At 51.6% G+C, this 24,215-nt stretch carries 19 protein-coding genes; 7 read left to right on the forward strand and 12 right to left on the reverse strand.

Annotated elements, in window-relative coordinates:
* Positions 1-78 precede the first annotated feature (78 nt).
* From hslU to lon, 3 genes are read right to left on the reverse strand one after another with little or no spacing between them, the layout of a single operon-like run.
* Positions 79-1,473 (reverse strand): ATP-dependent protease ATPase subunit HslU, encoded by a 1,395-nt coding sequence (gene hslU / locus BW972_RS01230; RefSeq protein ID WP_007654458.1) that lies wholly within the window; start codon positions 1,471-1,473, stop codon positions 79-81.
* Positions 1,474-1,527: 54 nt separating this feature from the next.
* Positions 1,528-2,577, reverse strand: coding sequence for a type IX secretion system protein PorQ (gene porQ, locus BW972_RS01235; RefSeq protein WP_076420535.1), 1,050 nt, complete (start codon positions 2,575-2,577; stop codon positions 1,528-1,530).
* A 3-nt stretch (positions 2,578-2,580) separates the two neighbouring features.
* Positions 2,581-5,067 (reverse strand): endopeptidase La, encoded by a 2,487-nt coding sequence (lon, locus tag BW972_RS01240; RefSeq protein ID WP_076420537.1) that lies wholly within the window; start codon positions 5,065-5,067, stop codon positions 2,581-2,583.
* 226 nt (positions 5,068-5,293) lie between these two features.
* Here lon and BW972_RS01245 point away from each other — a divergent pair, with 226 nt between their 5' ends.
* Positions 5,294-7,279 carry an OmpA family protein gene (locus BW972_RS01245; protein WP_076420539.1) on the forward strand — a complete coding sequence of 662 codons (1,986 nt, stop codon included), beginning with the start codon at positions 5,294-5,296 and terminating at the stop codon, positions 7,277-7,279.
* Positions 7,280-7,301: 22 nt separating this feature from the next.
* A complete protein-coding gene (locus BW972_RS01250; protein ID WP_076420541.1) occupies positions 7,302-8,048 on the forward strand; it encodes a DUF4184 family protein in 747 nt (248 codons plus the stop codon).
* On the opposite strand, the gene BW972_RS01255 is transcribed toward BW972_RS01250, so the two are convergent.
* Genes BW972_RS01255 through BW972_RS01275 form a run of 5 tightly spaced genes read right to left on the reverse strand, consistent with a single transcriptional unit; the run spans position 8,045 to position 13,877 of the window.
* Positions 8,045-8,539 carry a DUF6702 family protein gene (locus tag BW972_RS01255; RefSeq protein WP_076420543.1) on the reverse strand — a complete coding sequence of 165 codons (495 nt, stop codon included), beginning with the start codon at positions 8,537-8,539 and terminating at the stop codon, positions 8,045-8,047. The genes BW972_RS01250 and BW972_RS01255 overlap by 4 nt on opposite strands.
* A gap of 2 nt (positions 8,540-8,541) precedes the next feature.
* A complete protein-coding gene (locus BW972_RS01260) occupies positions 8,542-9,810 on the reverse strand; it encodes a LysM peptidoglycan-binding domain-containing protein (protein WP_076420545.1) in 1,269 nt (422 codons plus the stop codon).
* Between the two features lie 14 nt (positions 9,811-9,824).
* Positions 9,825-11,138, reverse strand: coding sequence for an RIP metalloprotease RseP (rseP, locus tag BW972_RS01265; protein ID WP_076420547.1), 1,314 nt, complete (start codon positions 11,136-11,138; stop codon positions 9,825-9,827).
* A 58-nt stretch (positions 11,139-11,196) separates the two neighbouring features.
* Entirely contained in the window at positions 11,197-12,360 is a 1,164-nt protein-coding gene (locus tag BW972_RS01270; protein ID WP_076420549.1) for a 1-deoxy-D-xylulose-5-phosphate reductoisomerase, read from the reverse strand.
* On the reverse strand, positions 12,357-13,877 hold the full coding sequence (locus BW972_RS01275; RefSeq protein WP_076420551.1) for a GH3 auxin-responsive promoter family protein: 1,521 nt from the start codon (positions 13,875-13,877) through the stop codon (positions 12,357-12,359). The genes BW972_RS01270 and BW972_RS01275 overlap by 4 nt, the downstream gene beginning before the upstream one ends.
* Before the next feature lie 166 nt (positions 13,878-14,043).
* Here BW972_RS01275 and BW972_RS01280 point away from each other — a divergent pair, with 166 nt between their 5' ends.
* Positions 14,044-14,478 (forward strand): OsmC family peroxiredoxin, encoded by a 435-nt coding sequence (locus tag BW972_RS01280; protein ID WP_076420553.1) that lies wholly within the window; start codon positions 14,044-14,046, stop codon positions 14,476-14,478.
* A gap of 61 nt (positions 14,479-14,539) precedes the next feature.
* Positions 14,540-15,046, forward strand: coding sequence for a hypothetical protein (locus tag BW972_RS01285; RefSeq protein ID WP_234986260.1), 507 nt, complete (start codon positions 14,540-14,542; stop codon positions 15,044-15,046).
* Between the two features lie 196 nt (positions 15,047-15,242).
* Here the strand turns inward: BW972_RS01285 and dnaA are convergent, their stop codons facing one another.
* From dnaA to BW972_RS01300, 3 genes are all read right to left on the reverse strand, one after another.
* Positions 15,243-16,667 (reverse strand): chromosomal replication initiator protein DnaA, encoded by a 1,425-nt coding sequence (gene dnaA / locus BW972_RS01290; protein ID WP_007654476.1) that lies wholly within the window; start codon positions 16,665-16,667, stop codon positions 15,243-15,245.
* Positions 16,668-16,771: 104 nt separating this feature from the next.
* Complete coding sequence (locus BW972_RS01295; RefSeq protein WP_007654477.1) at positions 16,772-17,707, reverse strand: bifunctional metallophosphatase/5'-nucleotidase; 936 nt, start codon at positions 17,705-17,707, stop codon at positions 16,772-16,774.
* A 13-nt stretch (positions 17,708-17,720) separates the two neighbouring features.
* Positions 17,721-18,476 (reverse strand): 5'-nucleotidase C-terminal domain-containing protein, encoded by a 756-nt coding sequence (locus BW972_RS01300; protein ID WP_076420557.1) that lies wholly within the window; start codon positions 18,474-18,476, stop codon positions 17,721-17,723.
* A 313-nt stretch (positions 18,477-18,789) separates the two neighbouring features.
* On the opposite strand from BW972_RS01300, the gene BW972_RS01305 reads away from it, so the two are divergent.
* Complete coding sequence (locus tag BW972_RS01305) at positions 18,790-20,193, forward strand: T9SS type A sorting domain-containing protein (RefSeq protein ID WP_076420559.1); 1,404 nt, start codon at positions 18,790-18,792, stop codon at positions 20,191-20,193.
* Positions 20,194-20,259: 66 nt separating this feature from the next.
* Here the strand turns inward: BW972_RS01305 and BW972_RS01310 are convergent, their stop codons facing one another.
* Entirely contained in the window at positions 20,260-21,591 is a 1,332-nt protein-coding gene (locus tag BW972_RS01310; protein ID WP_076420561.1) for an amidohydrolase, read from the reverse strand.
* A gap of 241 nt (positions 21,592-21,832) precedes the next feature.
* On the opposite strand from BW972_RS01310, the gene BW972_RS01315 reads away from it, so the two are divergent.
* A complete protein-coding gene (locus BW972_RS01315) occupies positions 21,833-23,668 on the forward strand; it encodes a methylmalonyl-CoA mutase family protein (protein WP_076420563.1) in 1,836 nt (611 codons plus the stop codon).
* A complete protein-coding gene (locus BW972_RS01320; RefSeq protein WP_007654486.1) occupies positions 23,658-24,131 on the forward strand; it encodes a YybH family protein in 474 nt (157 codons plus the stop codon). Before BW972_RS01315 ends, BW972_RS01320 begins: the two co-directional genes overlap by 11 nt.
* The last annotated feature ends 84 nt before the right edge of the window (positions 24,132-24,215 follow it).

Raw genomic sequence — 24,215 nt, forward strand, 5'->3', positions numbered from 1 at the left:
AACGTTAACGAGATTAGGTCACACCCTGTCCCTACAAAGCTATACATAGTAATTCCTAAACTCTCAAACTCCTCAACTCTAAAGAATATACTGACTCAAGTCGCGGTTCTTCACCATATCCGACAGTCTTTCGAGCACCATCTCGCGGTTTACCACAATGTGGGCGTTGGCACCGATCTTATCCGGCACGTCGAAGAGGATGTCGTTGAGCAGACGACTCATAACGGTATGCAGACGACGGGCACCGATATTCTCTACCTCTGAGTTTACCTCGTAGGCAATGTTGGCGATTTCATCTAATGCTTCGTCAGCAAAGCTGAGCTCTACGTCCTCCGCTTTCAGAAGCGCTTCATACTGCTTGGTCAGTGCATTCTTCGGGAACTTCAGGATCTGGTAGAAGTCGTCCTTGGTGAGGCTCTGCAGCTCCACACGAATCGGGAAACGACCCTGCAACTCAGGTATAAGGTCCGACGGTTTGGCCACATGGAAAGCACCGGCAGCGATGAAAAGGATATGATCTGTGTTGATCACACCATACTTGGTGTTCACGGTAGAGCCTTCTACAATTGGCAGTAGGTCACGCTGCACACCTTCGCGGCTCACATCCGGACCGCTGCCTTTGCTACTCGAGCTAGCCACTTTGTCAATCTCGTCGATGAAGATTACGCCAGAGTTTTCCGCTTTGAAGATCGCTTCTTCCTTCACCTCGTCCATGTCGATAAGCTTAGCTGCTTCCTCATCCAGCAAGATCTTACGAGCCTCGGCAATGGTTACCTTGCGCTTCTTGGTCTTCTTGGGCATCATGCCGCTGATCATCTCCTGGATGTTCATCATGGAAGCCTCGTCCATACCTGGCCCCATCGCACCTATACCTGGCATGGCGCTCTGCTGAATGCGGATCTCGATCTTACGGTCTTCGAGTTCGCCGTTGCGGATTTTCTCTCTGAATTTCTCACGGGTGCGCTCGTTCAGTTCATAGTCATTGTCGGGCATGCCGTTTGACTCGGAGGTACTCGAGAAGCTTGGCGTAGCACGGCCACCTTGTATTGGAGGAATCAGTGCATCGAGGATAATATCTTCAACGGCCTCGGCTGCTTTCTGCTTCACCTCTTCCTTTTTCCTGGTCTTCACCATGTTCACCGACTGTTCTACCAGGTCACGCACCATGCTCTCTACGTCGCGGCCCACATAGCCTACTTCCGTGAATTTTGAAGCTTCCACTTTGGTGAATGGTGCATCCGCAATCTTGGCCAGACGACGGGCGATCTCGGTTTTACCTACACCCGTTGCACCGATCATCAGGATATTGTTGGGCACAATCTCGCGACGGATATTCTCGTCAGCGTTCATACGGCGCCAACGGTTACGCAGCGCAATGGCCACATTTCGTTTAGCGTCTTTCTGCCCGATGATATATTTATCCAGCTCCTCAACAATCTGGGCTGGTGTTAAATGCTCTATTGAATCTAACATGTTCTATACTTAAAATTTATAAAACTGGCAGCTGAACACATAGTACCAACTGCCTTAATCTTTACTCTTACGTTTCAGAAAGGTGCCTGTATCAGTGCTGAGCGTAATATAATGCGTGCCGCCCGACGGATGAAAAAAGGCGCTTCCGTAATTCAACTCGAAGGCCCGAACCCGTAGCATAGCTCCTACTGAGAAGCCGGCACCTCCAGCATTGCTGTCAAGCCGAAGCTCTTTGCGCCGCAAATGGTTATACCCGGCCCGCACCTGAAAGTTTTTGCTGAATATGAACTCTGTGCCTACCACAAAATGCCGTGCAATCTGGTCACCGACCTTTTTCTCCTCCTCCACCTCGTTGCCATTGGCGTCAAGTCGACCTGTAGCGTTAGGGTCCAGGTATACAACGTCAAACTTGTACAGGTGGTGTGCGGTGAGCGACAAACGAACCGGCATGTGCTCCGGTTTATAGCTGGCACCTAGCTGCACGTCAAAAGGCATCGCCTGCCGGTCGACTCCTGTGAAGGGGCGCACCTGGTAACCGATATTCTTAAAGGCCATTCCTATGCTCAGGTCGTGCTCGGGGTGCTGAAAAGCGCCGCCCACATCGGCCAGTATACCTACCGCCTTATCGCCTGCCATACTAGAGACAGCTACTTTGGCGGTAGCGCCCACTGTAAAAGCCTCCGCCTGCCGCGAGTGACTTATGCCCAGGGTATAGTCGTTGACCGAAAAGCTGCCTTCTTCCATACCCGTGTGATCGCGTTGCACAAAATCACCATAGTTCAGGTAATTCAGACTCGCAGCCCAGCGGCCATACCTGCTTGTGTTGAAGGCATAAGCCAGGTTACTCTGCTTGATGTCCGCCAGGTAGCCCACATAGCTCAGGGATAGCTGACGGTCCATGGCTTCGTTCAGTAAAGCGGGATTCGAAGCCACCATGTTCACATCATGCCCCGGCGCACTCACGTTCACACCGCCTAAGGCTGCCACCCGCGCATTACCGGGCAATTGCAAAAAAGGAAACCCGCGCTGCCCACCTACCTGCGCCCAACCACTGAGCGGAAAGCCCAGGAGCACAGCAAGTAAAAAGGCAGCGGCCAGCTTCATGACTTAGTCTTCGCTCCTGCCATTCTCCGTCACCACCAGCTTCAGCGGATGCTTTACCTTCTGCTTGAGCAAGGCAATCTGCACCACCTCATCCACACGATCTACATAGTGGATATGCAGGCCTTTGATGTACTGCTCCGGTATCTCGCTGATGTCTTTGCGGTTTTTCTGACACAGAATAATATCCGTTATACCTGCTCTTTTTGCAGCCAGAATCTTCTCTTTGATGCCACCCACCGGCAACACCTTGCCACGCAGCGTGATCTCTCCCGTCATAGCCAGACGCGATTTCACTTTGCGCTGCGTGAACACAGAGGCAATGGAGGTGAAAATGGCTATACCTGCCGAAGGACCGTCTTTCGGCACAGCGCCTTCCGGAAAGTGAATGTGCAGGTCGTATTGGTCGAACAAACGGTAGTCGATCTCCAGCAGCTCGGCATGGGCTTTCAAGTATGAGATCGCCGTCATCGCAGACTCTTTCATTACATCGCCCAGCTGGCCGGATAAGGTAAGCTTGCCTTTGCCTTTGCTCAGGATGGACTCGATAAACAGGATGTCGCCGCCTACCGAGGTCCAGGCCAGGCCTGTTACCACACCGGCTGTATCGATGTCCTGGTAGATTTCTTTGTCGAAAGTCTCCGGGCCCAGAATCTTAACCACATCTTCTGGCTTGATTGAAGGAGTATATTCCTCTTCCATCGCCTTCTGCTTGGCCGTGTTGCGTATTACCTGTCCGATCTTGCGCTCCAGGCTTCGCACACCCGACTCGCGGGTATAGTCGTCGATCACTTTCTGGATGGTGGCTTTCGACATTTTCACGTCTTCCTCCTCCAGTCCGTGCTCCTTCACCTGCTTCGGTACGAGGTGGCGCTTCGCAATCTCAGTTTTCTCCTCCAGGGTATAGCCAGTCAGCTCGATAATCTCCATACGGTCGCGCAGGGCAGGCTGAATGGTGTCCAAAGAGTTGGCTGTGGCAATGAAGAGCACCTTGGAGAGGTCGTACTCCACATCCAGGTAATTGTCCATGAAAGTATGGTTCTGCTCCGGATCCAGCACCTCCAGCAAGGCCGAAGAAGGGTCGCCGCGGAAGTCAGAGGCCAGTTTGTCGATCTCGTCGAGGATAATCACCGGGTTGGAAGAGCCTACTTTTTTGATCTGGCTGATGATCTTGCCCGGCATGGCACCCACATAGGTACGGCGGTGACCACGGATCTCCGCTTCGTCGCGCACACCACCCAGTGACATTCTGACATATTTACGTCCCAGCGCCGTGGCTATCGAACGGCCAAGAGAGGTTTTACCTACACCCGGAGGTCCGTACAGGCACAGAATCGGCGCTTTCATGTCTTTTTTCAGCTTGAGTACAGCCAGGTACTCTATGATGCGCTCCTTTACTTTCTCCAAACCGTAGTGGTCGGCGTCCAGTATCTTCTTGGTGCGCTTCAGGTTAAAGTTGTCTTTGGTGGTCTCGTCCCAGGGCAGGTCCAGTAGAAACTCCAGGTAGTTGACCGCCACCGGATATTCAGCTGCCTGTGGGTTGAGGCGGGCCAACCGCTCAATCTCTTTGTTAAAGTGCTTGGCAATCTGCTCTGGCCATTTCTTTTTCATGGCACGCTCCCTGAATCGCTCGATCTCCTGATCAGGTCCCTCCTGCCCCAGTTCATCCTGCAGCACTTTGATCTGCTGTCGCAGGAAATAGTCGCGTTGCTGCTGGTCAATGTCGGTGTGTACTTTGGTATGAATCTCCTGCTTAAGCTCCAATAACTGAATCTCGCGCAGCATGATCTCAAGGAGTTGCGTACCGCGTTCCACGCCGTCGTTTACTTCCAGAAGCTTCTGTTTCTGAGCTACGTCCACGTTTAGATTGCTCGACAGGAAGTGTGTCAGGAAACTAGGGCTGTCAATGTTATCCAGGGCAACCTGCGCCTCCTGCGGGATCTCAGGGTTCAGCTTGAGCATTTTGGCGGCAGCGTCTTTCAGCGAGTGCACCAGCGCCTTCACTTCTTTGCTCTTCTTGTTCGGGAAGGTGTCTTTGCAGTAGCTCACCTTGGCAGACAGGTAGGGGTCTTCCTGCGTCACTTCATCAATCTTGAAACGACTCTGACCCTGAATGATAATGGTCGTGTTGCCATCCGGCAATACCAGCATTTTCAGGATCTTGGCCATGGTACCGATGTCGTACAGGTCTTCAGCCGTAGGATCGTCGCTGTTGGTGTTGCGCTGCGCCACTACCCCGATGATCTTATCGCCTTTATGGGCTTTGCGCACCAGGCGCACCGATTTTTTGCGGCTAACGGTAATTGGCAATACCACGCCCGGAAACAATACTGTATTGCGCACCGCCAGAATCGGCAGCTCGCCCGGCATATCTTCCGGCAGCATTTCTTCGTCAGGGTCTGTGGTGATTACCGGAATCAGATCGTCGCTATCGTCTATCGACATGTTTCCGATTAAAAGATGGTTGAGAAAGTTCTTCAGTGTATAGTTCATAGGTTGTATCAGTGCCAAATTGACATAAAGATAGTGGAAATTCCGCTTTATGCCCGTGGAGTGTATAATAGTCAAGAGCTGTGCCAAGTGCGCCCGCCCGCTCAAATTGTCGCACTGGCAGCAGCGTTGGCACTTATTCACAAAATATAAGGGATAATTAATAAATCGTTTCAGAACATAGGCTAAAAAATAATATCTTTGGTTTCAGGTATCATGCTCTGTGCCGATGAAACGACTTATTACTCCTGCTTTCACCCTGCTGCTCTTGCTGGCTCCACTCCTGTGCGTAGGTCAGCTGAAGCATACGCCATTGCAAGACGGACCTGATGTGAAGGTGAATAAAAAGGCTCCGAACCAGGAGATGCACCTGGAATTCCCCAACCTCAACAAGATCACCTTCTACAAGGATTCCAAGAAGCTTTCGGAAATACAGCGCCTGGAGAGACGCAAGCAATACGGGCAGGCACTGCCGCTACTGGAGCGCTACGTGCGCAATTTTGGTATTCAGAACTTCTACAAGGATACGAATCTACTTTGGAGGCTGGGTCAACTTTACGAGCGCCAGGGCATGATGGACCAGGCCATGGAGGTCTACCGCCTCGTGCTCAAGCACCACCGCAGCGACGTGCGTCAGGTGCAGTCTTACTACGATTCGCTGGAGCAAAACACCAAAGACTACTATGTCCCGCTGAGTTACTATTATGAACTGGTGGAGTACCGCAAGTCCATCTCGACTTACCAGCCACCACGTGGGGTATACCTGAACATGGGCAACAGCATCAACTCGCCTTACGAAGACTATGGCCCTACCCTTAGTGCCGACAACAATAAGCTCATCTTCACCTCAAAGCGTACTTTCCAGGGTATAGAGAGTAAGCCAAACGAAGACCTGTACTATTCTGATAACAGCAACGGTTACTGGACAGAAGCACAGTCATTTGGCAAGCCGATCAACAGCATTTACAACGAAGGCTCCGCCACACTTACCCGTGATGGAAAGACACTGTACTTCGCCCGCTGTGAGTCACCGGACGGCTTTGGCAATTGCGACATTTACAAGGCTACCCTTCAGCCCGACGGCAGCTGGCACGAGATCGAGAACCTGGGGCCTAACGTGAACAGCCCGTCCTGGGACTCACAGCCGACTCTTTCGCCTAACGAGGACACACTCTACTTCGCCTCCGACCGTCTGGGTGGCTTTGGACTTTCAGATATTTACTTTACACATAAGCTGAAGAACGGGGCTTGGGCGCCGGCGCAGAATATGGGGCCTGTTATCAACACACGCCAGAGTGAGGTGAGTCCTTTCTATCATCCAAAGTATAAGGTCCTCTACTTCAGCTCCCGCGGTCAGCTGTTTAACTTCGGAGATTTCGACATCTATAAGACCTACCTGGTAGGAGGCAAGTGGCAGGAGCCGCGCAATATTGGCCCACTTGTGAACGGTCGTGGCAGCGAATACTACTTCACCATCGATTCGCAGTCGCAGAACCTGTACTATGCCCGTTCCGAAGAAAGCGACATCAAGAATCTGGAACTTTACTCTTTCCCACTGCCGATGGAAGCGCATCCGCTGGCCGTTACGAAAGTAGAAGGTGTCTTGCGCGATTCTGTTTCCAACAAACCACTTTCGGGTATCATTTCCATCATCGACCTGGATAACGGTATCGAGATCTCCTCGAAGTACATTCGCCCTGACGGCTCCTTCGCCTTCAACCTGATTGACAACTCCAGGTATATGATGATCATTCAGAGCCCGGATTTCTTCACCATTGAACGGGAGCTGGCTTTGCAACAGGATACTTCCCTGCAGATCATGACTAAAGTGATCGACCACAGCATCCCGATGGTATTCCGCAACATTGAGTTTGAGCCGAATGAATCGAACATTACACCGGAGATGCACCCGATATTGGACGAAGTGGCTTACTACCTGGCCGAAAACCCAAGCTACCGACTTGAGATCTCTGGCCATACCGACAGCGCCGGTGATCCTGAGTTCAACCAGATCCTATCGAAGGACCGGGCTGACGCCATCATGATGTACATTCAGCACAAAGTGCGCATCGACGATGGCCGGATTGATGCCTATGGTTACGGAAGCAGCAAACCGCTGCGTGAAGAGAGAACGGAGGAAGATCGCCGCATTAATCGACGCGTAGAGTTCAGGCTTATAAAACCAGTACTGCAGGGACGAGGTATAGGAAAGTAGTTTACCTCGATCCCCATACCCTATGCCTTTTACCGCCGCGCATCCCGCAGCCATACTTCCTTTGCTTAAGCACCGCCGCTGGTTTTCAGCCACTGGTCTGATCACAGGCAGCATCGCACCGGATTTTCAGTACTTCCTGTTACTCCCCCTTTTCAAGCACAGCGGCCATACATTGGAAGGCTTGCTGTTTTTTAATCTGCCTGTTGCGCTGGCCATTGCGACTGTCTTTCACCTGATCGTGCGCCGGCCCGCTGTAGCACACCTCCCCGATTGGCTGAAACGCCGCGCCCTGGCTGTAGCACAGCTCAACTGGATTGCCTATCTAAAGGAGCATTGGTTTGTGTTTGCAACGTCGGTTATCATCGGCGCAGCTTCGCACATCTTCTGGGATAGCTTTACGCACGAAACAGGTTACTTCGCAAGTCGGTGGCCTCTGTTGACTAGCATGGTGCATGTGATGGGTCAGGAGATCATGCTTTGCCGGATCGTACAGCATAGCAGCACTTTGGTTGGAGGCTTCCTTATCCTGCTCTATACCTGGCGCCAGCCAACAGTGGCTATACCTAACAAGGTAAGTCAGCAGCAAAAGCTCTTGTTCTGGACAGGTATAGCAGTGGCGGGCATTGCCTTTATGGGCTATGCACTTTACGCCAGCGCCTTTATGCGCTCCATGATGGGGGTGGTTGTTTCCTTTCTGACAGGCTCTATGCTGGCCACAGTCTTCATCAGCACCCTGGCGCAGCTGAAGTGGCTCAGGCAGCGAACTTAGAAGGACATTTTGCGGGTGCCGTCGTTCTTCTGAAAGAGACTGCTGTTGACCTTTCCTTTGTAGTCCAGGTTCACGATGTTCATCTGATCGTTGAAAAGCTCGTGCAGCACGACATTGCGCACATACAGGTGTGTAAGGTTTTGCGTCTTAACAGGCACTTCCAGGTATACCCACACCACATCGGCCTCTTGCTCGGCACCGACAAAGGTATGGCGCAGCGGTTTGCCTTTCTCCAGTTCAAAGGTCAGTGCGCTCCCGATGTACTCCTGCACTAGCTGCTGCACTTGCGGCGCCTGGCTATACGTTACTTTTGATTTGCTTTTCTGAGACAGTGCGTTTTCCAGGTCATCCATAAACACCTTCACGGCCACCTCCAGGCTTTGCGTGCGCGGGTTGTACCGGGCGTCGGTAATGCTGGCGTGGTAGTCGTGGGCGTGGGCGGTGAGGCTCGTAAAGCTGAGCATCAATACCACCAGAATGATTCGGAACATACTTATTTCTGGGCTTGCGGAAGGTCGGCCAGCACACGCTTTGCCATGTTCGGCATGTTGTCGCTCACGATGCGCTGCACGTCGTTCATGTTAGACTGATAAGGTACTTTCACCTTGTTGCCTGACACGAGCTCTCCCTTGCTGTCATAGATTGAGTAATGAACCAGGAAATCGCGCTCGTAGTTCCAACTGGCGCGGTCAAGGCAGTTCTCGTAATTGGTCTTCACTTCAAACTGATTGATGAACACGTAGTAGTCGATGCCATACTGCCCGTTGAAGTGGGAGAAGAATTTCGGATCCTTCACTTTCACACCGAAGTGCTTGTTCTCGTCCTGTGCAACAGGCACGGTGGCCGGCTGTCCGCCTCTGATGTTTACTTTCTCTTTCTGGCGTTTCACCCAATCCAGTGCGTTTTCACGCTCTTTGGCTTTTACCGTAGGCTGGTGGTTGTAGCGCGATTGCTTGTTGTCCTGGTAGCCATAGCTCAACGACTTATACAATGTACTCAGTTCGCTCACGCTGTCACGATACACGCCCCCCAGCAGGTTGATCGTTTCGTATCCTTCCGGTGCTAACATGGCATTGAGTCGGCCACGGAATACGTGGCGCACATTCTGGCGCGGGATTTTAGAATGGCGGGCAATCTCATCGTCAGCGTCTGAAAAGTACAGGTATGGATCAAACGGCACTACCAGGATGCGTTGCTTTTGCTTGCTTTCCAGCGTAGGCAGTGTAGAGGCTGAAGCCGATGTACTTGCCTGCGTACGGGCCGGACCTGTCGGATTAGCTGTGCCGGTTGCTCTTGCTGACTGTACGGGTGGCGTAGCGGCTGATTTGGCAGCTTGTGTCTGCGGTGTTGCCTGGGCTTTGGCGGCAGGCTGTTTGGCTGGTGTAGCCGGTGTGTTGGCAGCGGTGCTCGCCGTTTTTACAGCTGGGGCTGGTGCTTTCGCGGCGTTGCTCTGCTGGCTGCTGGCTGGCGCAGGCTTGGCGGCAACTGTTTTAGCTTTCGCCCGGCGGTTCGTCAGGTATAGCGTCTGCCCCATGTTCAGCTGCGTGCCGTTCCACTTCTGCAGCGAGTCAAGCGGGATGTTAAATCGGCGCGATAGGCTGTAGTACGTGTCGCCCTGCTGCACCAAATAGGTGGTGTCAGCTGTGGAAGCTTGCTGGGATATAGAAAAAGCCGATGCTACTGGTGTAGCACCGGCTTGATTAAATGCAAATAGAACAAAAAGAATGGCAATAGTTAGGAGGCTCTTCACGATGGCTTTCATAAAAGAATCTTTGGTTAGAAGATTATCTTGAATACATCGTTAAATATAGCAAAAGCCATTAAGCCCAACAATAAAACCATGCCCACTTTTTGAGCGTTCTCTAAAAAATTATCCGAAGGCTTGCGGCCGCTGATCATCTCGTATGTCAAAAATACAACGTGGCCACCGTCCAGCGCAGGTATAGGCAGGAAGTTCATAAAGGCCAGCACCATCGACAGCATACCTGTAATAGACCAGAACTTGTACCAGTTGAAGGTGTCGCCGAAGATCTGCGCTATACCTATTGGCCCACTCAATGATTTAGAAGCCGATACCTCGCCTCTGAATATCTTGCCGAAACCCTTTAGGTTGGCCGTGATTACACCAAAGGCCTGGTTGGTGCCACGCGGAATAGACTCACCCAGGCTGAAGTCGCGGGTGGCGTACTCCAGCAGCGGCTTCTGATAAAAGCCCAGCGTGCCGTCTTCGTTTACAGTAGCTTTCAGGGCCACAATCTCGTCATTACGCTCTACCTCGATGTTCACAGGCTTACCTGCATACTTCTGCATCGCCGCCTGGAAGTCGCTGAAGAATAAGGTACTCTCGCCGTTTACAGACTTGATATAGTCTCCTGCTTTCAGACCAGCTTTGTCAGCGTTGCTGTTGGGCTCCACCTGACCTACCATGAACGGCTCTCGTGGCTGGATGAACACCATGCGCTCCTTGTTGTCGGCCATGCGGTCCATGAAATCGGCAGGTATAGGTATATCCACCTGGCTGCCGTTGCGCTCTACAGTATAGTAAGAGCCACGGTCCAGCAGCATGTCCATGGAATACACGTCGTTGAAATTCTCCAGCGGACGACCATTTAATGCCACAATTTTATCACCAGGCTGGAAACCGAGTTCCTGACCCAGCTGATTTGGCTGCACGCCATACTTCACTTCGCTGGCTGGCAAGTATGTCTCGCCATAGTAATAGTTCAGGGCTATGAAAATGACAATACCCGTGATCACATTCACGATGATACCGCCCATCATCACGATCAGGCGCTGCCAGGCGGGTTTAGCCCTAAATTCATATGGTTCCGGGTCTTTCTTGAGCGCCTCTGTGTCCAGCGACTCGTCCACCATACCTGTTATCTTCACGAAACCACCCAATGGGATAGCACCCACCATATACTCTGTTTCGCCTATCTTTTTGCTAAATATCTTCGGGGGAAACCCAATCGCATATTTCTCTACACGCATGCCAAACCATTTGGCAGTCAACATGTGTCCCAGCTCGTGCAATCCTACTAGCAGTGTAAGGCCTAGAAGGAGCTGGCCCACCATTATTAAAATATCCATTTAATAGAAATAAATTTAGAATCGATGATTATGACGAGGACTTAACGTACCACGGGAGCTATGAAAGGCTCAGCTTGCTGGCCACTTCTGTCGCGTAAACACGTGTTTCTCTGTCTGTTGTAACATAGTCTTCGTAAGAAGGATTCGCAATATACGCAACTTTTGCCATACTGCTCTCGATGATGTCGGACATCTTCAGGAAGCCAACCTCCTCACGCAGGAAGGCCTCCACGGCAATTTCGTTGGCAGCATTGAGGATGCAAGGCATATTGCCGCCACGTTCCATCGCATCAAAAGCCAGTTGCAGGTTGCGGAAAGTCTCCAGATCCGGCTGCTCGAAGGTGAGTTGCGGGTAATCCATAAAGCTGAAGCGCGGGAAGTCGTTCTTCAACCTGTTCGGGTAGCCCAGCGCATACTGGATTGGCAGTTTCATGTCCGGCAGTCCGAGCTGCGCCTTGATGGAGCCGTCCTCGAACTGTACCAGCGAATGGATGATGGACTGCGGATGCACCACCACCTCGATCTGCTCGTTCTTCAGCCCGAAAAGCCACTTCGCCTCGATCACCTCCAGCCCTTTGTTCATCAGCGATGCCGAGTCAATGGTGATCTTGGCGCCCATTTCCCAGTTGGGATGCTTGAGTGCCTGCGCCCGGGTCACCTGGCGCAGCTCGTCGGCTTTGCGGCCACGGAAGGGACCACCCGAGGCAGTCAGGATGATTTTCTCAATCGGGTTTTGGAACTCGCCTGCCAGGCACTGGAAAATAGCACTGTGCTCAGAGTCTACCGGGTAAATGTTCACGCCCTGCTGACGGGCCAGGTCGGTGATCAGCTGCCCGGCCACTACCAGCGTTTCTTTGTTAGCCAGGGCGATCTCTTTGCCGGCTTTGATGGCGCGGATGGTTGGCTGCAATCCGGCATAGCCTACCATGGCAGTGAGTACCATGTCCACTGTTCCCATCTCTACAACAGAGTTGAGCGCAGTAGCACCGGCGTATACCTTGATATCCTCGTGCTGCAGGGCATCGCGCACCTGCTCGTAATGGGCTTCATTGGCGATCACGACCACATTTGGCTTAAAGGCCAGCGCCTGAGCTATCAGCAGATCGGCATTATTGTTGGCGGTAATGACCTCCAGTTCAAAACTATCAGGATTGGCCCCGATCACCTCCAGGGCCTGCGTGCCGATGGAGCCTGTGGAGCCAAGTATGGCAATTCGTTTCATTCGTTTGTTTTAGTAGTAAGGGCACCTGCCGACTCGATCAGGCCTTCGGCCAGTTTGCGGTCGTTGCTCAGGCGCGGCACTTTGTTCTGCCCACCCAGCTTGCCCTGCGACTTCATGTAGTGCCGGAACGTACCTTGCGGCAGCGCCCTGATCTTCAGGTCAGCCAGAATATGGCCTGTGATCAGGTCGTCGTAATAAGTATTCAGTTTCTGCAGTTGTGAGTTCAGTTCCTTTTCAAATGCTTCCATGTTGGCAGGAGGTATAGAAAACTCTACAAACCACTCGTGAAAAGACTGTCCCTTATCCTGACTCACATAGGGCGCCACCGTGAACTCAACCAGCTCCACCATGGAGTAGCTTTGCATCGTGCGCTGCATCGCCTTCTCCACCTCCTCGCCTATCACGTGCTCGCCAAAAGCTGAGATATAGTGTTTGATGCGGCCACTCACGATCAGCTTGTAAGGCTTCACGGATGTGAACTTCACAGTATCGCCTATGGAGTAAGCCCATAAGCCGGCATTGCTGCTGACAACCAATGCATAGTTCACGCCCGGTTCCACTTCGCCTATGGTCAGGCGGGTCGGGTTTTCGTTGAAGTACTCATCGGTCGGTATGAACTCAAAGAAGATGCCCGCGTTCAGCAACAGCAACAGCCCTTTGTCGTGCTGCTCGTTCTGGTAAGCGAAAAACCCTTCGGAAGCCGGAAATGTTTCGACTGAATCAATCTCGCGACCGATCGACTCGAACAGTTTTTTGCGGTAAGGCTCAAAATTCACGCCACCATACACAAAGAGCGAGAAATTCGGGAAAATATCCTTAATCGGCTTCCCTGTCTGCCTCATCAGTTTGTCGAAGTACATTTGCACCCAGGGCGGTATACCTGAGATAAGCGTCATGTTCTGGTCGATCGTCTCTTCAATGATCTGATCGAGCTTAGTCTCCCAATCCTCGATGCAGTTGGTTTCGTAGCTCGGCAGTTGGTTGGTACGCAGGTAGCCAGGCACGTGGTGGTTCACGATACCCGACAAGCGCCCGGTATGAATCCCTCCTACCTCATCAAGCACCGGGCTGCCTGACAGGAAGATCATCTTGCCATCCAGAAAGCTGGAGTTGCCTGTTTCGTGGATGTAGGACAGCAGCGCGTCTTTCGCTCCGTTGATGTGGTTGGGTATAGAGTCTTTGGTGATCGGGATGTACTTGGTGCCCGAGGTGGTGCCGGATGTTTTGGCCAGATAGATCGGCTTGCCGGGCCACAGGATGTCGGGCTCGCCTTCTTTTACGCGGTTAAAGTAAGAGGCCAGTCCCTCATAGTCGCGCACGGGCACGGCTTTTACGAAGTCAGCGTGGGTCTTTATTTCAGAAAAATGATGAACGCGGCCAAAGGCGGTCTGCTGCGCTTTTTTGATGATCTTCTCAAAAACAGCTCGCTGCGCTTCTACCGGGTTCTGTATCCAGGACTGGTGTTTTTTGTGCACGTAAGCGGCCAGGGGCTTACTGAGCCATGCTTTCACACCCATATGGTTTTTCTTTTTTTAGAAGGGGTAAATATAGCCAGATAAACGGGCTTTGCCATAGTCGTTCACCATGTTTTACCCACATGTTATTTTTAGGGTTAACAAAAAACGGTCTCCTGTAGTTTATAGGTATTGTATTCATCTAAAAACAACACAAACGATAAGACTCATGAAAAAAAGCACAGCAAAGGCTCAATGGAACAAAGGCCTTAAGAACGGCAATGGAGAGGTAGCATCAGGCAGAGGACACTTCAAAGCGAGCTATACCTTCGCCTCACGCTTCGGCGACGACACATCGGCCACTAACCCCGAGGAACTGATTGGCGCGGCACACGCTGGCTGCTTCTCCATGTTCCTGAGCGCACTGCTCGAGAAGGCCAACCACGAGCCGGAGTCAGTGCAGACTACTGCCACGGTACACCTGGGTGAGAAGGATGGCGGTCCGCACATCATGCTGATTGAGTTGAACACCGAAGCCCGGGTGGAAGGTATCGAGGACGATGAATTTCAGAAACTGGCGCAGGAGGCGAAGGCAAACTGCCCTGTTTCAAAAGCATTGGGAGCCGTGCCGGAGATAAAACTGACTGCCTCACTAAAAAAATAAAATTACTATATTGCAGCTTGCACATGAACTGTGCTCGTTTGTTTCACTTTAATAGCTTTATATGCCAACAGCCGGTAATGCAAGATCGTCGCTTCTAGTACAGTTAAGCCCTTCGCGCAATGCTAAGCTTTCGTTCACAGTGCAACTGGTGCTCACCCTTTTCTGGCTGGCCTGGGCGACCATGCTCCTCTTAAGCGACAACCCAACCAATGACCAGAATTACCTGTACTACATTTTCTTCGGACTCGCGGTCGTGTTCCTGGGCTATGTGATTCTGCAGAACACCTCTGTATTTGGCATACAGTCTTACATTGAAGTGACACCGGAGTACATTGTGCAAAAAAACGGTGTGTTCCGTACCAAGATGATCACGGCTATACCTGACATTGAAGCGGTACATATGTCACCCATGGCCCTGCGCATTACGCAGCGTGATGGCAACAAGGTATACCTCGACCTGAAACAGATCCGCAAGAAGCGTGACATCGAGAAAGTGAAGAGCAGAATTCGCGAACTGGCACAGGTGCACAATTTTGAAGTAAGCGAAGCAACTATACCTAACAATTAGTTTAATTAGTCGAAAGAGAAAGATAGAACAGGTATAACCTGAACCAGCAGGCGATAAGTAAAAAGGGAGGGCTATACCTGTAAACGTATAGCCCTCCCTTTTTACTTATCGCCTGCTGGTAGCACAAACAAAAACCGCCGCTACTGAGGTATAGTAGCGGCGGTTTTTGTTTAGAAGCTAAATGGTCAGGTATAGCTTATCCTGCCTTTGACTTAAACTTCTTCTGAAGCTCCTGTATGCTTACTTTGAATTTCTTGTCGGTGTCGATCAAATCGGATACGGTCTGCACGGAGTGGATCACGGTACTGTGGTCGCGGCCGCCGAAGTGGTAACCGATGGACTTGAGTGAATGACTCGTAAACTCCTTGGCGAAGTACATAGCCACCTGTCGCGCCGTCACAATCTCTTTTTTGCGGGTTTTGGCCTTAAGTGAGTCCAGGCTCACCTGGAAGTACTCGGCCACGGTTTTTTGGATGAAGTCGAGGTTCACCTCGGTCTCTACATCCTCGATGATATGCTTCAGGGCCTGCTTGGCAAGCTCCAGGTCAATTTCTTTGCGGTTGAGCGACGACTGCGCGATCAGCGAAATCAGTACACCCTCGAGCTCACGCACGTTGGTATCCACGCTGTAAGCCAGGTATTCCACCACGTTGTCAGGAATATCGATTCCGTCACCCTGCATCTTTTTCTGGATGATGGCCATACGGGTTTCGAAATCCGGGCTCTGCAGGTCGGCGGTGAGGCCCCACTTAAAGCGGGACAGCAGGCGCTCTTCGAGTCCTTTCAGGTCGCGCGGCGGACAGTCGGAGGTCATTACGATCTGCTTGCCGGACTGGTGCAGGTGGTTGAAGATGTGGAAGAACATCTCCTGCGTTTTCTCCTTGCCGCTCAGGAACTGCACGTCGTCGATGATCAGGATGTCCACTAACAGGTAGAAGTTGGCGAAGTCCTGTACGTTGTTCGTCTTCAAAGACTCAATGAACTGGTTCACGAATTTCTCTGACGACACGTAGAGCACGAACTTCTCCGGGTTACTGTTTTTGATGTGGTTACCAATGGCCTGCACCAGGTGCGTTTTGCCCAGTCCCACGCCGCCGTATACCATCAGCGGGTTGAAAGAGGTTGTACCCGGCTTGTTGGCCACGGCATAACCAGCTGAACGCGCCAGGCGGTTACAGTCACCCTCGATGTAGTTCTCGAAAGTATAGGCACCGTTCAGCTGCGAATTCAGGAAGTTGCGGTCGATGGTCTTCGACTCGAACGGGCTCTTGATGAAATTTTGCTCCGGCCGGTAGGAGTTAACAACAGCCTGCGGAATTTTCTTGGTTGGGATATTAACCGTTTGCGGCTTGTTCGCCTCATTTCCACGGTCCACAATGATAGAGTACTCCAGGCGCCCCTCGCTGCCCAACTCCTGGTAGATCACTTTCTTCAGCAAACCTACATAGTGTTCCTCCAGCCACTCATAAAAGAACTGGCTAGGCACTTGTATGGTCAGCACGTTGTCGCGCAGGGACAAAGGCTTGATCGGTTCGAACCAAGTTTTAAAGCTCTGTTCGCCAATATTTTCCTTTATTACCTGTAGACAGTTACTCCATACTGTTGAACAGTCTTTTATCATCCAATTTTCCAAAACACAAAAGATTCGTTTGGTGCAACAAACCTCTCCTTAACGGCGGGGGGTTACAAATTTGACTAATTTATTCTAAACAAAAAATTATTTATTCACGAAGTTAATACAGGGTTATCCACAGCCAAGACAGCGGTCCTTGTGTCGGTCCTTCTCTTTGATTTTCTGCTGAATGTAACATCTATTCTGCCCAAAAACAAACCTGACCAGCCCACTTGGTTGATCATGGTTTCATGGCCGTTTTCGTGGCGTAGCACCTCCGGCTTATCCATGAAAGTATGGGTATGTCCACCTAGTATGAGGTCGATGCCGCTCACCTGCGTCGCCAGCTTGCGGTCATCTATTTTTTCGTTGTCGTAGCTATAGCCGAGGTGCGAGAGGCAAACCACCAAATGGCACTTCTCCTGCTCCCACAGCACCTGCACCATTTCGCGGGCTTTCTCCACAGGGTCCAGGTATAGGGTCTCGCCGTACATGTTCTTACTCACCAAACCATCCAGCTCTATACCCAGGCCAAACACACCTATCCGTACACCCTGCTTTTCGAACACCTTGTAAGGCTGAAAACGACCTTTAAGGATGGTGTTGGAGAAGTCGTAGTTAGCCGTGAGAAACGGGAAACCTGCCAGCGGCAGCTGTTTCTGCAGTCCTTCCAACCCGATGTCGAAATCATGGTTACCGAGGGTAGCGGCATCGTAGCCCATCTGGGTCATGAGTTTGTATTCAAGCTCCCCTTCAAAGAAGTTGAAGTAAGGCGTGCCCTGCCAGATGTCGCCGGAGTCAAGCAAAAGCACGTTGGGCTCCTGCTGACGGATGCTTTTGATCAAGGTAGCACGACGGGCCATACCGCCCATGCCGCCATACTTGCGCCCGTCATCTGGAAAAGGGTCAATGCGGGAGTGCTGGTCGTTGGTATGCAGAATGGTCAGTTTGATACCATCGCGTGCGGCCTCTGCTGAAAACGGCATTCCCAGCATGCTTATACCTGCCGCGCCGAGGGCCGTGTGCTTCAAAAAGTCTCTTCTCTTCATGATCAGGTATAGCTTATGGAATGACAGTCACACGCTTACCAGCCGGAGCAGTTACCTGCTTACCAGCCGCCGTGAGCTGCTGTATTTGCTGGTGAATGGCATCGCGGAGCAAAAGGCCCAGTTTTTCGTATTTCAGCGGATTCTTGAGCATGTCCAGTTTATCGCCTCCGCCAGCCAGGTAGTCGGAGGTAAGCAAGGTATAGCTTTTATTCGGGTCGAAAGGCTGACCTTTGATTTTGATATCCTGTGCCTTGCCGTTAGCTACAGTATAGGTCGCATTGCCGATATAGATGATCTTGCGGGCAGCGGCATCGTCGAACAGCTGCTGCACCGCCTTTCCGCTCAGGGTGAGCACCACCATTTCGTTCTCGAAAGGCATCAGCTCGAAGATATGGCCGGTGGTAATATTGCCTTGTGGTAGTGGCACCCGGAGTCCACCCTCTGTCGTGATGGACAGGTCGATCGGCTTGCCGTAGATCGGTTCGCTCTGTGCCAGCTGCAGGTCCACCACGAAGTTGCCGAGCGGCGATTCGTAGTCACCTTTGCCCAGGGCCACGGGTGCTGTACCCACCACTTCCGACATTTTCACAGTTACTTCTTTGCGGTAAGGGGCCACGAGTGCTTCTACAGCTGGGTCAGCGGCGATAGTTTGATTGACGGCTACGTCTGTCTCCTCCAAATTAGCTGAAGGTTGCAGTGGCCGCTGACAGGCAACTAAACTCAGGGCTAAAACCAGGCCGGAAATGTACTTCAAATAAGGGCGCTTCATGGGTGCTGCTGTAATTATCCCCAAAGTTATCAACATTGCGGTGCTCCGGCAAAATGCCAGACTAGAATATTTTCTCTTTCACGCTTAATAAAAACTTATTCGCTGTCACCCAGTAATATAAATTTTTGGCTATATTTTTGATACCTAATTTTTGTATCAGCAAATATGAAATCCACCTTCACCTAATTATTTGTCCTCTAAAAAGTACTGCTCGAATAGAGCAAGCGATAAGTAGTCAAATAATTAAATGAATAATACTAAAGCATCCATGTAATTCGTATTATAATTAACCTCCATCTCTAACCATTTGGCTATGAAGAAACTAGCTCTACTCTTTTTCTTTAACCTCTTGCTTTTTGCGCCGATCGTAGTGCAGGCCACACACCTGTTCAGCGGCTACATCAGCTACACAGTAGATGAACAGAACCCCCGCAAGCTTGATTTTGTCTTTACCCTCTATACCTTGAATGCATCGCCGGCTGACGATCCTTTTGTATATGTATACATGGGAGATGGCGATACTGTGAGGGTTGAAAGAGGCAGCGTTATCAAACACTCAATTTACTATGACAAGGAAGTTTTCACCTGGAGCCATACCTATGCTGCACCTGGCGATTACGTAGTGCACTGGACAGGTGAGAATCGTAATGGAGGAATCTTAAACATACCTGCGCCCACTGATCAATTATCCTTAAAAATAATTACGCGTGTAAAAGTCGGTGCTCCTACACAAAATCTGCATGGCGCAAAGCTGGCCGGTGTCCCCATTGCCGCTGTCTATACAGGAGAGCCCTGGACACACAATTTTCTGGCATACGATGAAGATAGCGACTACCTGGTTTATGAATTGGTAACACCCAAATACAGCACTCCTTCTTTCGAGATTGCCGATATTCCTGGCTATAGGTTACCAGAAGGGCTGACTATGAGCGAATTTGGAGAATTCCATTGGCCAAACCCCGATCAGAAAGGACAGTATGTGATCGCTGTGAAAATCACAGAAATACGGAATGGCAGAGAAATAGGCCACATGATCGTTGACATAAATTTGGTTGTAACAGAACGGACGGATCAGCCAAAAATGAGCCTCTTAAACAAAGACCGCCTGACGGTGAACCACGATGGTTCCATACAGACCTGGCCGGGACAACCGGTGAAACTGGAGTTTTACTTACAGAGAAACCCGGCGAGTGACTTACCGCTAAGTGTCCGACAGTTCGGAGAGATCGATACGTTAAAGCTAGTGGAGGCTTCGCTTGCTGTCCGGGATACTGCGGCTGGTTTAGCCATAACGTACACCTTCACTCCTGAAGCTGACATGGAGCGCACAGAACCTTACTTGATTGGCATGCGTGGCAGACCGATCTATGACAAACCGCAATATCAGCAACCGCTCAGAGTAGAGCATGACTGGGCCTTTGCTTACCTTTATGTAGGAGAGCAGCGGCGTCCACTATCCTCCGGCGACAATTTCCCTCCTGAAAGACCGAAGCTATACCCGAACCCGGCACGGGGCGAGTTCACCTTCGAGGCACCCGACCTGCCGGGCCTCCACCTGCTGGTGCGCGACGTGACGGGTAAGGTGGTGGCAAGCTATACCTTGAGGCCAGGCCGAAACGACTTCGCCCGCCCGGCTAAACTGGCCTCTGGGCTCTATACCTATACCCTCACCAGCCAGCTATCTCCCATCGAAACAGGCAAACTGGTGCTACAGTAGTTTTTGAAATACAAAAGCCTCCCTTACCTATCGGTGAGGGAGGCTTTTTCTATACCTGTTTACAACTTACTTCTTGCCCTTTCCCTCCATATAATTCAGTGTCAGGCTCGTCAGCGTCTTTACGCCAAGCTTCAGTCCACTTTCATCGATAAAAAAATCAGGCGTATGGTGCGGGGCTACTTCCTCTGGCTTCTTGCCTTTGGACATGCCTCCGACGAAGAGGAACAGTCCTGGAATTTTCTCCTGGTAGAAAGCAAAGTCCTCTGCTCCGGTAACGGCTTTGGCCAGCACCACTTTGTCGCGGCCGGCTACGGTGTGCAGCGTGGGCAGCATGCGCTCTGTCAAAGTTGGGTCGTTGTAGGTTACGGGGGTCTGTGGGATAATCTCTACCTCGGCCACAGCACCGCTACTTTCGGCAATTTTAGTGGCAGTCAGGTTAATCTTTTCGTGTAGTTTCTTTTGCATTTCCACATCCAGCGCCCGGATCGTGCCTTCCATCAATACCTCCTCCGGTATGATGTTGTTGCGCACGCCACCGTGGATGCTGCCCACCGTAATCACGGCGGCCCCTTCCGGCAATTGCGTCTGGCGGCTGATGATCGTCTGCAGGCCGTTGATGATCTGTGCAGACACTACGATCGGGTCTATACCTGACCAGGGGTAAGCGCCGTGCGACTGCTTGCCCTTTACCTTGATGCGGAAGATGTCGGCACTCGCCATGGTACCTCCCGGGGTGTACTTGATGATACCCACCTCGGTCTGGGAGTTGATGTGCAGGCCGAAGATCACTTCTGGCTTAGGTCCTTTATCGAGTACACCCTCTTTCACCATCAGGGCGGCACCGCCTTCCTCCCCTATCGGAGATCCCTCTTCAGCTGGCTGGAAAATAAACTTCACGGTTCCTTTCAGGTCGTTTTTCATACCTGCCAGAATCTCGGCGGCTCCCATCAGCATGGCGATGTGGGTATCGTGGCCGCAGGCGTGCATCACGCCTACTTCCTGTCCGTTGTAGGTGCTGCGCTCTTTGGAAGCAAAAGGCAGATCCACCCGCTCGGTTACCGGCAGGCCATCGATGTCGGCACGCAGCGCTACTACCGGACCAGGTTTGCCGCCTTTCAGGATGCCTACTACACCGGTATGGGCTACACCGGTTTGTACCTCCATACCTAGTTTGCGCAGGTGCGCGGCAATCTTCTCGGCTGTTTTGGTTTCGCGGTTGCCCAGCTCGGGATATTGGTGAAAGTCACGGCGCCATTCGATTACTTTCGGTTCCAGTTTGTCGGCCATGGTGTTAGCTTTGGCCAATAGCTTAGAGTCCTGCGCAAAAGCAGGTATAGCAGCGAACAGACCGAGGCACAGCGGCAAGGCCCGGCGAAGCAAGGGTTGAGGTATCTTCATGGTTGAGGTATAAAATTTAGGGAATACTAAAGCTACACATTTTGCACGATGCATGCCAACAAAATAACAGGGCATCATGACCCTTAAGCCAACAGAGTCTCTGCGAAGCAGCATACCTTATACCTACACTCCTTTGTACACGTACAGTTATAAGCATAACCATAATACAACTGCACCCCGCCTATTTTTCATAAGCTGCTAGAGAAAGTATATATTTACACGGAAATAACACCCATACACGATGACTGACGAGCAGAAGCTATTCTCAGAATTCAAGCCAGCAACGGCAGACGACTGGGCGGAACGCGCAAAAAAAGACCTGCGCGAAACACCCCTCGAAAGCCTCACCTGGCAAACCTACGAAGGCATCACGATCAAGCCCTACTATACCCGCGAAGACATTCAGCACCTGCCTTTTGCGCAACATAAACCCGGAGACTTCCCTTTTCTGCGCGGCAATGCAGGTAGCGATAACAGCTGGCAAAACATCCAGAAGATAAAAGCGGAGACCAACAGTAAAACCGCCATCGACAAAGCGGCTGACGCCCTGAGCAGAGGCGCCGACGGTGTTCATTTCGTAGTGGAAGACCCGGCGACATTTGATCTTTCCTACATGGCCGAGCGCATAGATCTGACGGCCCAGTCTGTCAGCTATACTCTGAGCAACGATCCGGCTACGTTTCTAAAGAAGCTCTATACCTTGCTTGCAGCGCAGAACATCTCGCACCGCAACCTGAAGGGCTTTCTGAACTACGACCCGATGACGGGCAAAGGAGTCCTGACTGATACCGAAAACAAAGCCATTACCAAGGTACTCGACCTGACCAAAGACAGCAGCGACTTTTACGGAGTAACGGTATGCGGCACCAACTTCAGTAGCATCGGTGCGTCGCTTATACAGGAGGTAGCCTATACCCTGAGTGCCGCCGTGGCGTATACCGATCGCCTTACCACAGCCGGTGAGCCGCTTGAGTCGGTGCTGCGCAACATGCAATTCTGCATGGGAGCCGGTACCAATTACTTTTTTGAGATCGCCAAGCTGCGCGCCCTGCGCCTGCTGTGGGCTGCCGTAGTGGAGGCCTATCAGGCCGAACCGGCACTGGCCGCTAAGTTGCGCATCCACACGACAACCTCCAGCTGGTACCAGACCACCCTTGATCCTTATGTGAACATGCTCCGCGTGACCACCGAGGCCATGTCGGCGGTTCTCTCCGGCACTGATTCCCTTACCGTACTGCCTTTCGACAGCACCTTCAAGGACTCAGACGAATTCTCGGAGCGCATTGCCCGCAACGTGTCCATCATCCTGAAAGAGGAATCGTACCTGGACAAGGCCGTAGACCCTGCCGCCGGCTCTTATTACCTGGACTCACTCACCAGCGAACTGGCCTCTAAAGCATGGGAACTGTTCAAAGAAGTGGAAGCACAGGGAGGTTTTGAGGCCGCTTATGACAATGGCTTCATTTTAGGCTCTATCACAGAAGTAAACCGCCAGAAGTTCCGCGACATAGCCACGGGCCGCATGGTGCTGGTGGGCACCAACAAATACCCGAACCCTAAAGAAAAAATCGATTTCGACCCGGAGGAGCTGATCCAGCGTGCCGATTTTGACACAACCCGCGCCGCCTACCCGACCGAGGTGATGCGCATGGCTACCGAACTGCACCTGCGCAAGCGACAGCGTCGTCCAAGAGCAGTTGTGGCTGTAATCGGCAGCTCCGAGCGGCAGCATGTCAATGCTTCTTTTGCGAAAGAATTTTTTAGCTGCGCCGGCTTCGATACGGAGGTGCAGCAATACAATGATCCACACGAGGCGGCCGACAGGTTGCTGCATGCAGCTGCGGAAGTAGTGGTCGTGGCTACGCCAGAAGAAACCTACGCCCGTGAGTTCGGACCAAGGCTGCGCGGGCACAAAGACAGACCGACAGTTATCATGGCAGACAATCCACAGGAGATGAAAGACGAAATGGTAGCCAATGGCTATGACGAGTTCATCTTTGAAGACTGCGACATGTCTACCATTCTGGAGCTGGTGCAGAAAAGACTATCCCGGGAAGAGGACAGCAATGCTAACTAAGCACTTCGCTGCCACTCTCCTGCTCACAGGTATGTTGGCAGTTTCCTGCACAACACACACAGATAAAACTGTAAAAAACGAACGCATCGCTATGGATGACGCAATATCAGAAGTAAAACAAGCCCTCGACGGGCAGGTAGCTGCCTGGAACAAAGGCGAACTGGAAAATGCCATGGACTTCTACTGGGAGTCGCCGGATATGCTCTGGATCAGCCGTAACGGTACTGAAAAAGGCTGGCAGGAAGTGCTGGAGATGTTCCAGACCGACTTCACCGATCGTAGCAAGATGGGCGAGTACACTTATGAGCCTTTACACATCGAGCAGGTAAGCCCGGAAGCCGTGTACTACGTGTACCGCTGGAAGATCGAGCTGCAAGGCAGAAAGCTGATGGGCGGCGTGTCGTCGCAGCTTTGGAAGAAAGTAGACGGTCGCTGGGTCATCACCTCCGAGCACGCAAGTTAGTTGAGTGATTGAGTGAGTTGGCGATTGAGTGGTTGAGCGAGTTAACGATTATTTAACTCAACTAATCGATCACTTATTCAACAA

Origin of the sequence: Pontibacter lucknowensis (genome assembly GCF_900156415.1) — a bacterium.
In the GTDB taxonomy this organism is placed as follows: Bacteria; Bacteroidota; Bacteroidia; order Cytophagales; family Hymenobacteraceae; genus Pontibacter; species Pontibacter lucknowensis.

Excerpts from the sequence above, each read along its gene's own strand:
- hslU (WP_007654458.1), bottom strand. The coding sequence starts at position 1,473 with ATGTTAGATTCAATAGAGCATTTAACACCAGCCCAGATTGTTGAGGAG.
- porQ (WP_076420535.1), bottom strand. The coding sequence starts at position 2,577 with ATGAAGCTGGCCGCTGCCTTTTTACTTGCTGTGCTCCTGGGCTTTCCG.
- lon (WP_076420537.1), bottom strand. The coding sequence starts at position 5,067 with ATGAACTATACACTGAAGAACTTTCTCAACCATCTTTTAATCGGAAAC.
- BW972_RS01245 (WP_076420539.1), top strand. The coding sequence starts at position 5,294 with ATGAAACGACTTATTACTCCTGCTTTCACCCTGCTGCTCTTGCTGGCT.
- BW972_RS01250 (WP_076420541.1), top strand. The coding sequence starts at position 7,302 with ATGCCTTTTACCGCCGCGCATCCCGCAGCCATACTTCCTTTGCTTAAG.
- BW972_RS01255 (WP_076420543.1), bottom strand. The coding sequence starts at position 8,539 with ATGTTCCGAATCATTCTGGTGGTATTGATGCTCAGCTTTACGAGCCTC.
- BW972_RS01260 (WP_076420545.1), bottom strand. The coding sequence starts at position 9,810 with ATGAAAGCCATCGTGAAGAGCCTCCTAACTATTGCCATTCTTTTTGTT.
- rseP (WP_076420547.1), bottom strand. The coding sequence starts at position 11,138 with ATGGATATTTTAATAATGGTGGGCCAGCTCCTTCTAGGCCTTACACTG.
- BW972_RS01270 (WP_076420549.1), bottom strand. The coding sequence starts at position 12,360 with ATGAAACGAATTGCCATACTTGGCTCCACAGGCTCCATCGGCACGCAG.
- BW972_RS01275 (WP_076420551.1), bottom strand. The coding sequence starts at position 13,877 with ATGGGTGTGAAAGCATGGCTCAGTAAGCCCCTGGCCGCTTACGTGCAC.
- BW972_RS01280 (WP_076420553.1), top strand. The coding sequence starts at position 14,044 with ATGAAAAAAAGCACAGCAAAGGCTCAATGGAACAAAGGCCTTAAGAAC.
- BW972_RS01285 (WP_234986260.1), top strand. The coding sequence starts at position 14,540 with ATGCCAACAGCCGGTAATGCAAGATCGTCGCTTCTAGTACAGTTAAGC.
- dnaA (WP_007654476.1), bottom strand. The coding sequence starts at position 16,667 with ATGATAAAAGACTGTTCAACAGTATGGAGTAACTGTCTACAGGTAATA.
- BW972_RS01295 (WP_007654477.1), bottom strand. The coding sequence starts at position 17,707 with ATGAAGAGAAGAGACTTTTTGAAGCACACGGCCCTCGGCGCGGCAGGT.
- BW972_RS01300 (WP_076420557.1), bottom strand. The coding sequence starts at position 18,476 with ATGAAGCGCCCTTATTTGAAGTACATTTCCGGCCTGGTTTTAGCCCTG.
- BW972_RS01305 (WP_076420559.1), top strand. The coding sequence starts at position 18,790 with ATGAAGAAACTAGCTCTACTCTTTTTCTTTAACCTCTTGCTTTTTGCG.
- BW972_RS01310 (WP_076420561.1), bottom strand. The coding sequence starts at position 21,591 with ATGAAGATACCTCAACCCTTGCTTCGCCGGGCCTTGCCGCTGTGCCTC.
- BW972_RS01315 (WP_076420563.1), top strand. The coding sequence starts at position 21,833 with ATGACTGACGAGCAGAAGCTATTCTCAGAATTCAAGCCAGCAACGGCA.
- BW972_RS01320 (WP_007654486.1), top strand. The coding sequence starts at position 23,658 with ATGCTAACTAAGCACTTCGCTGCCACTCTCCTGCTCACAGGTATGTTG.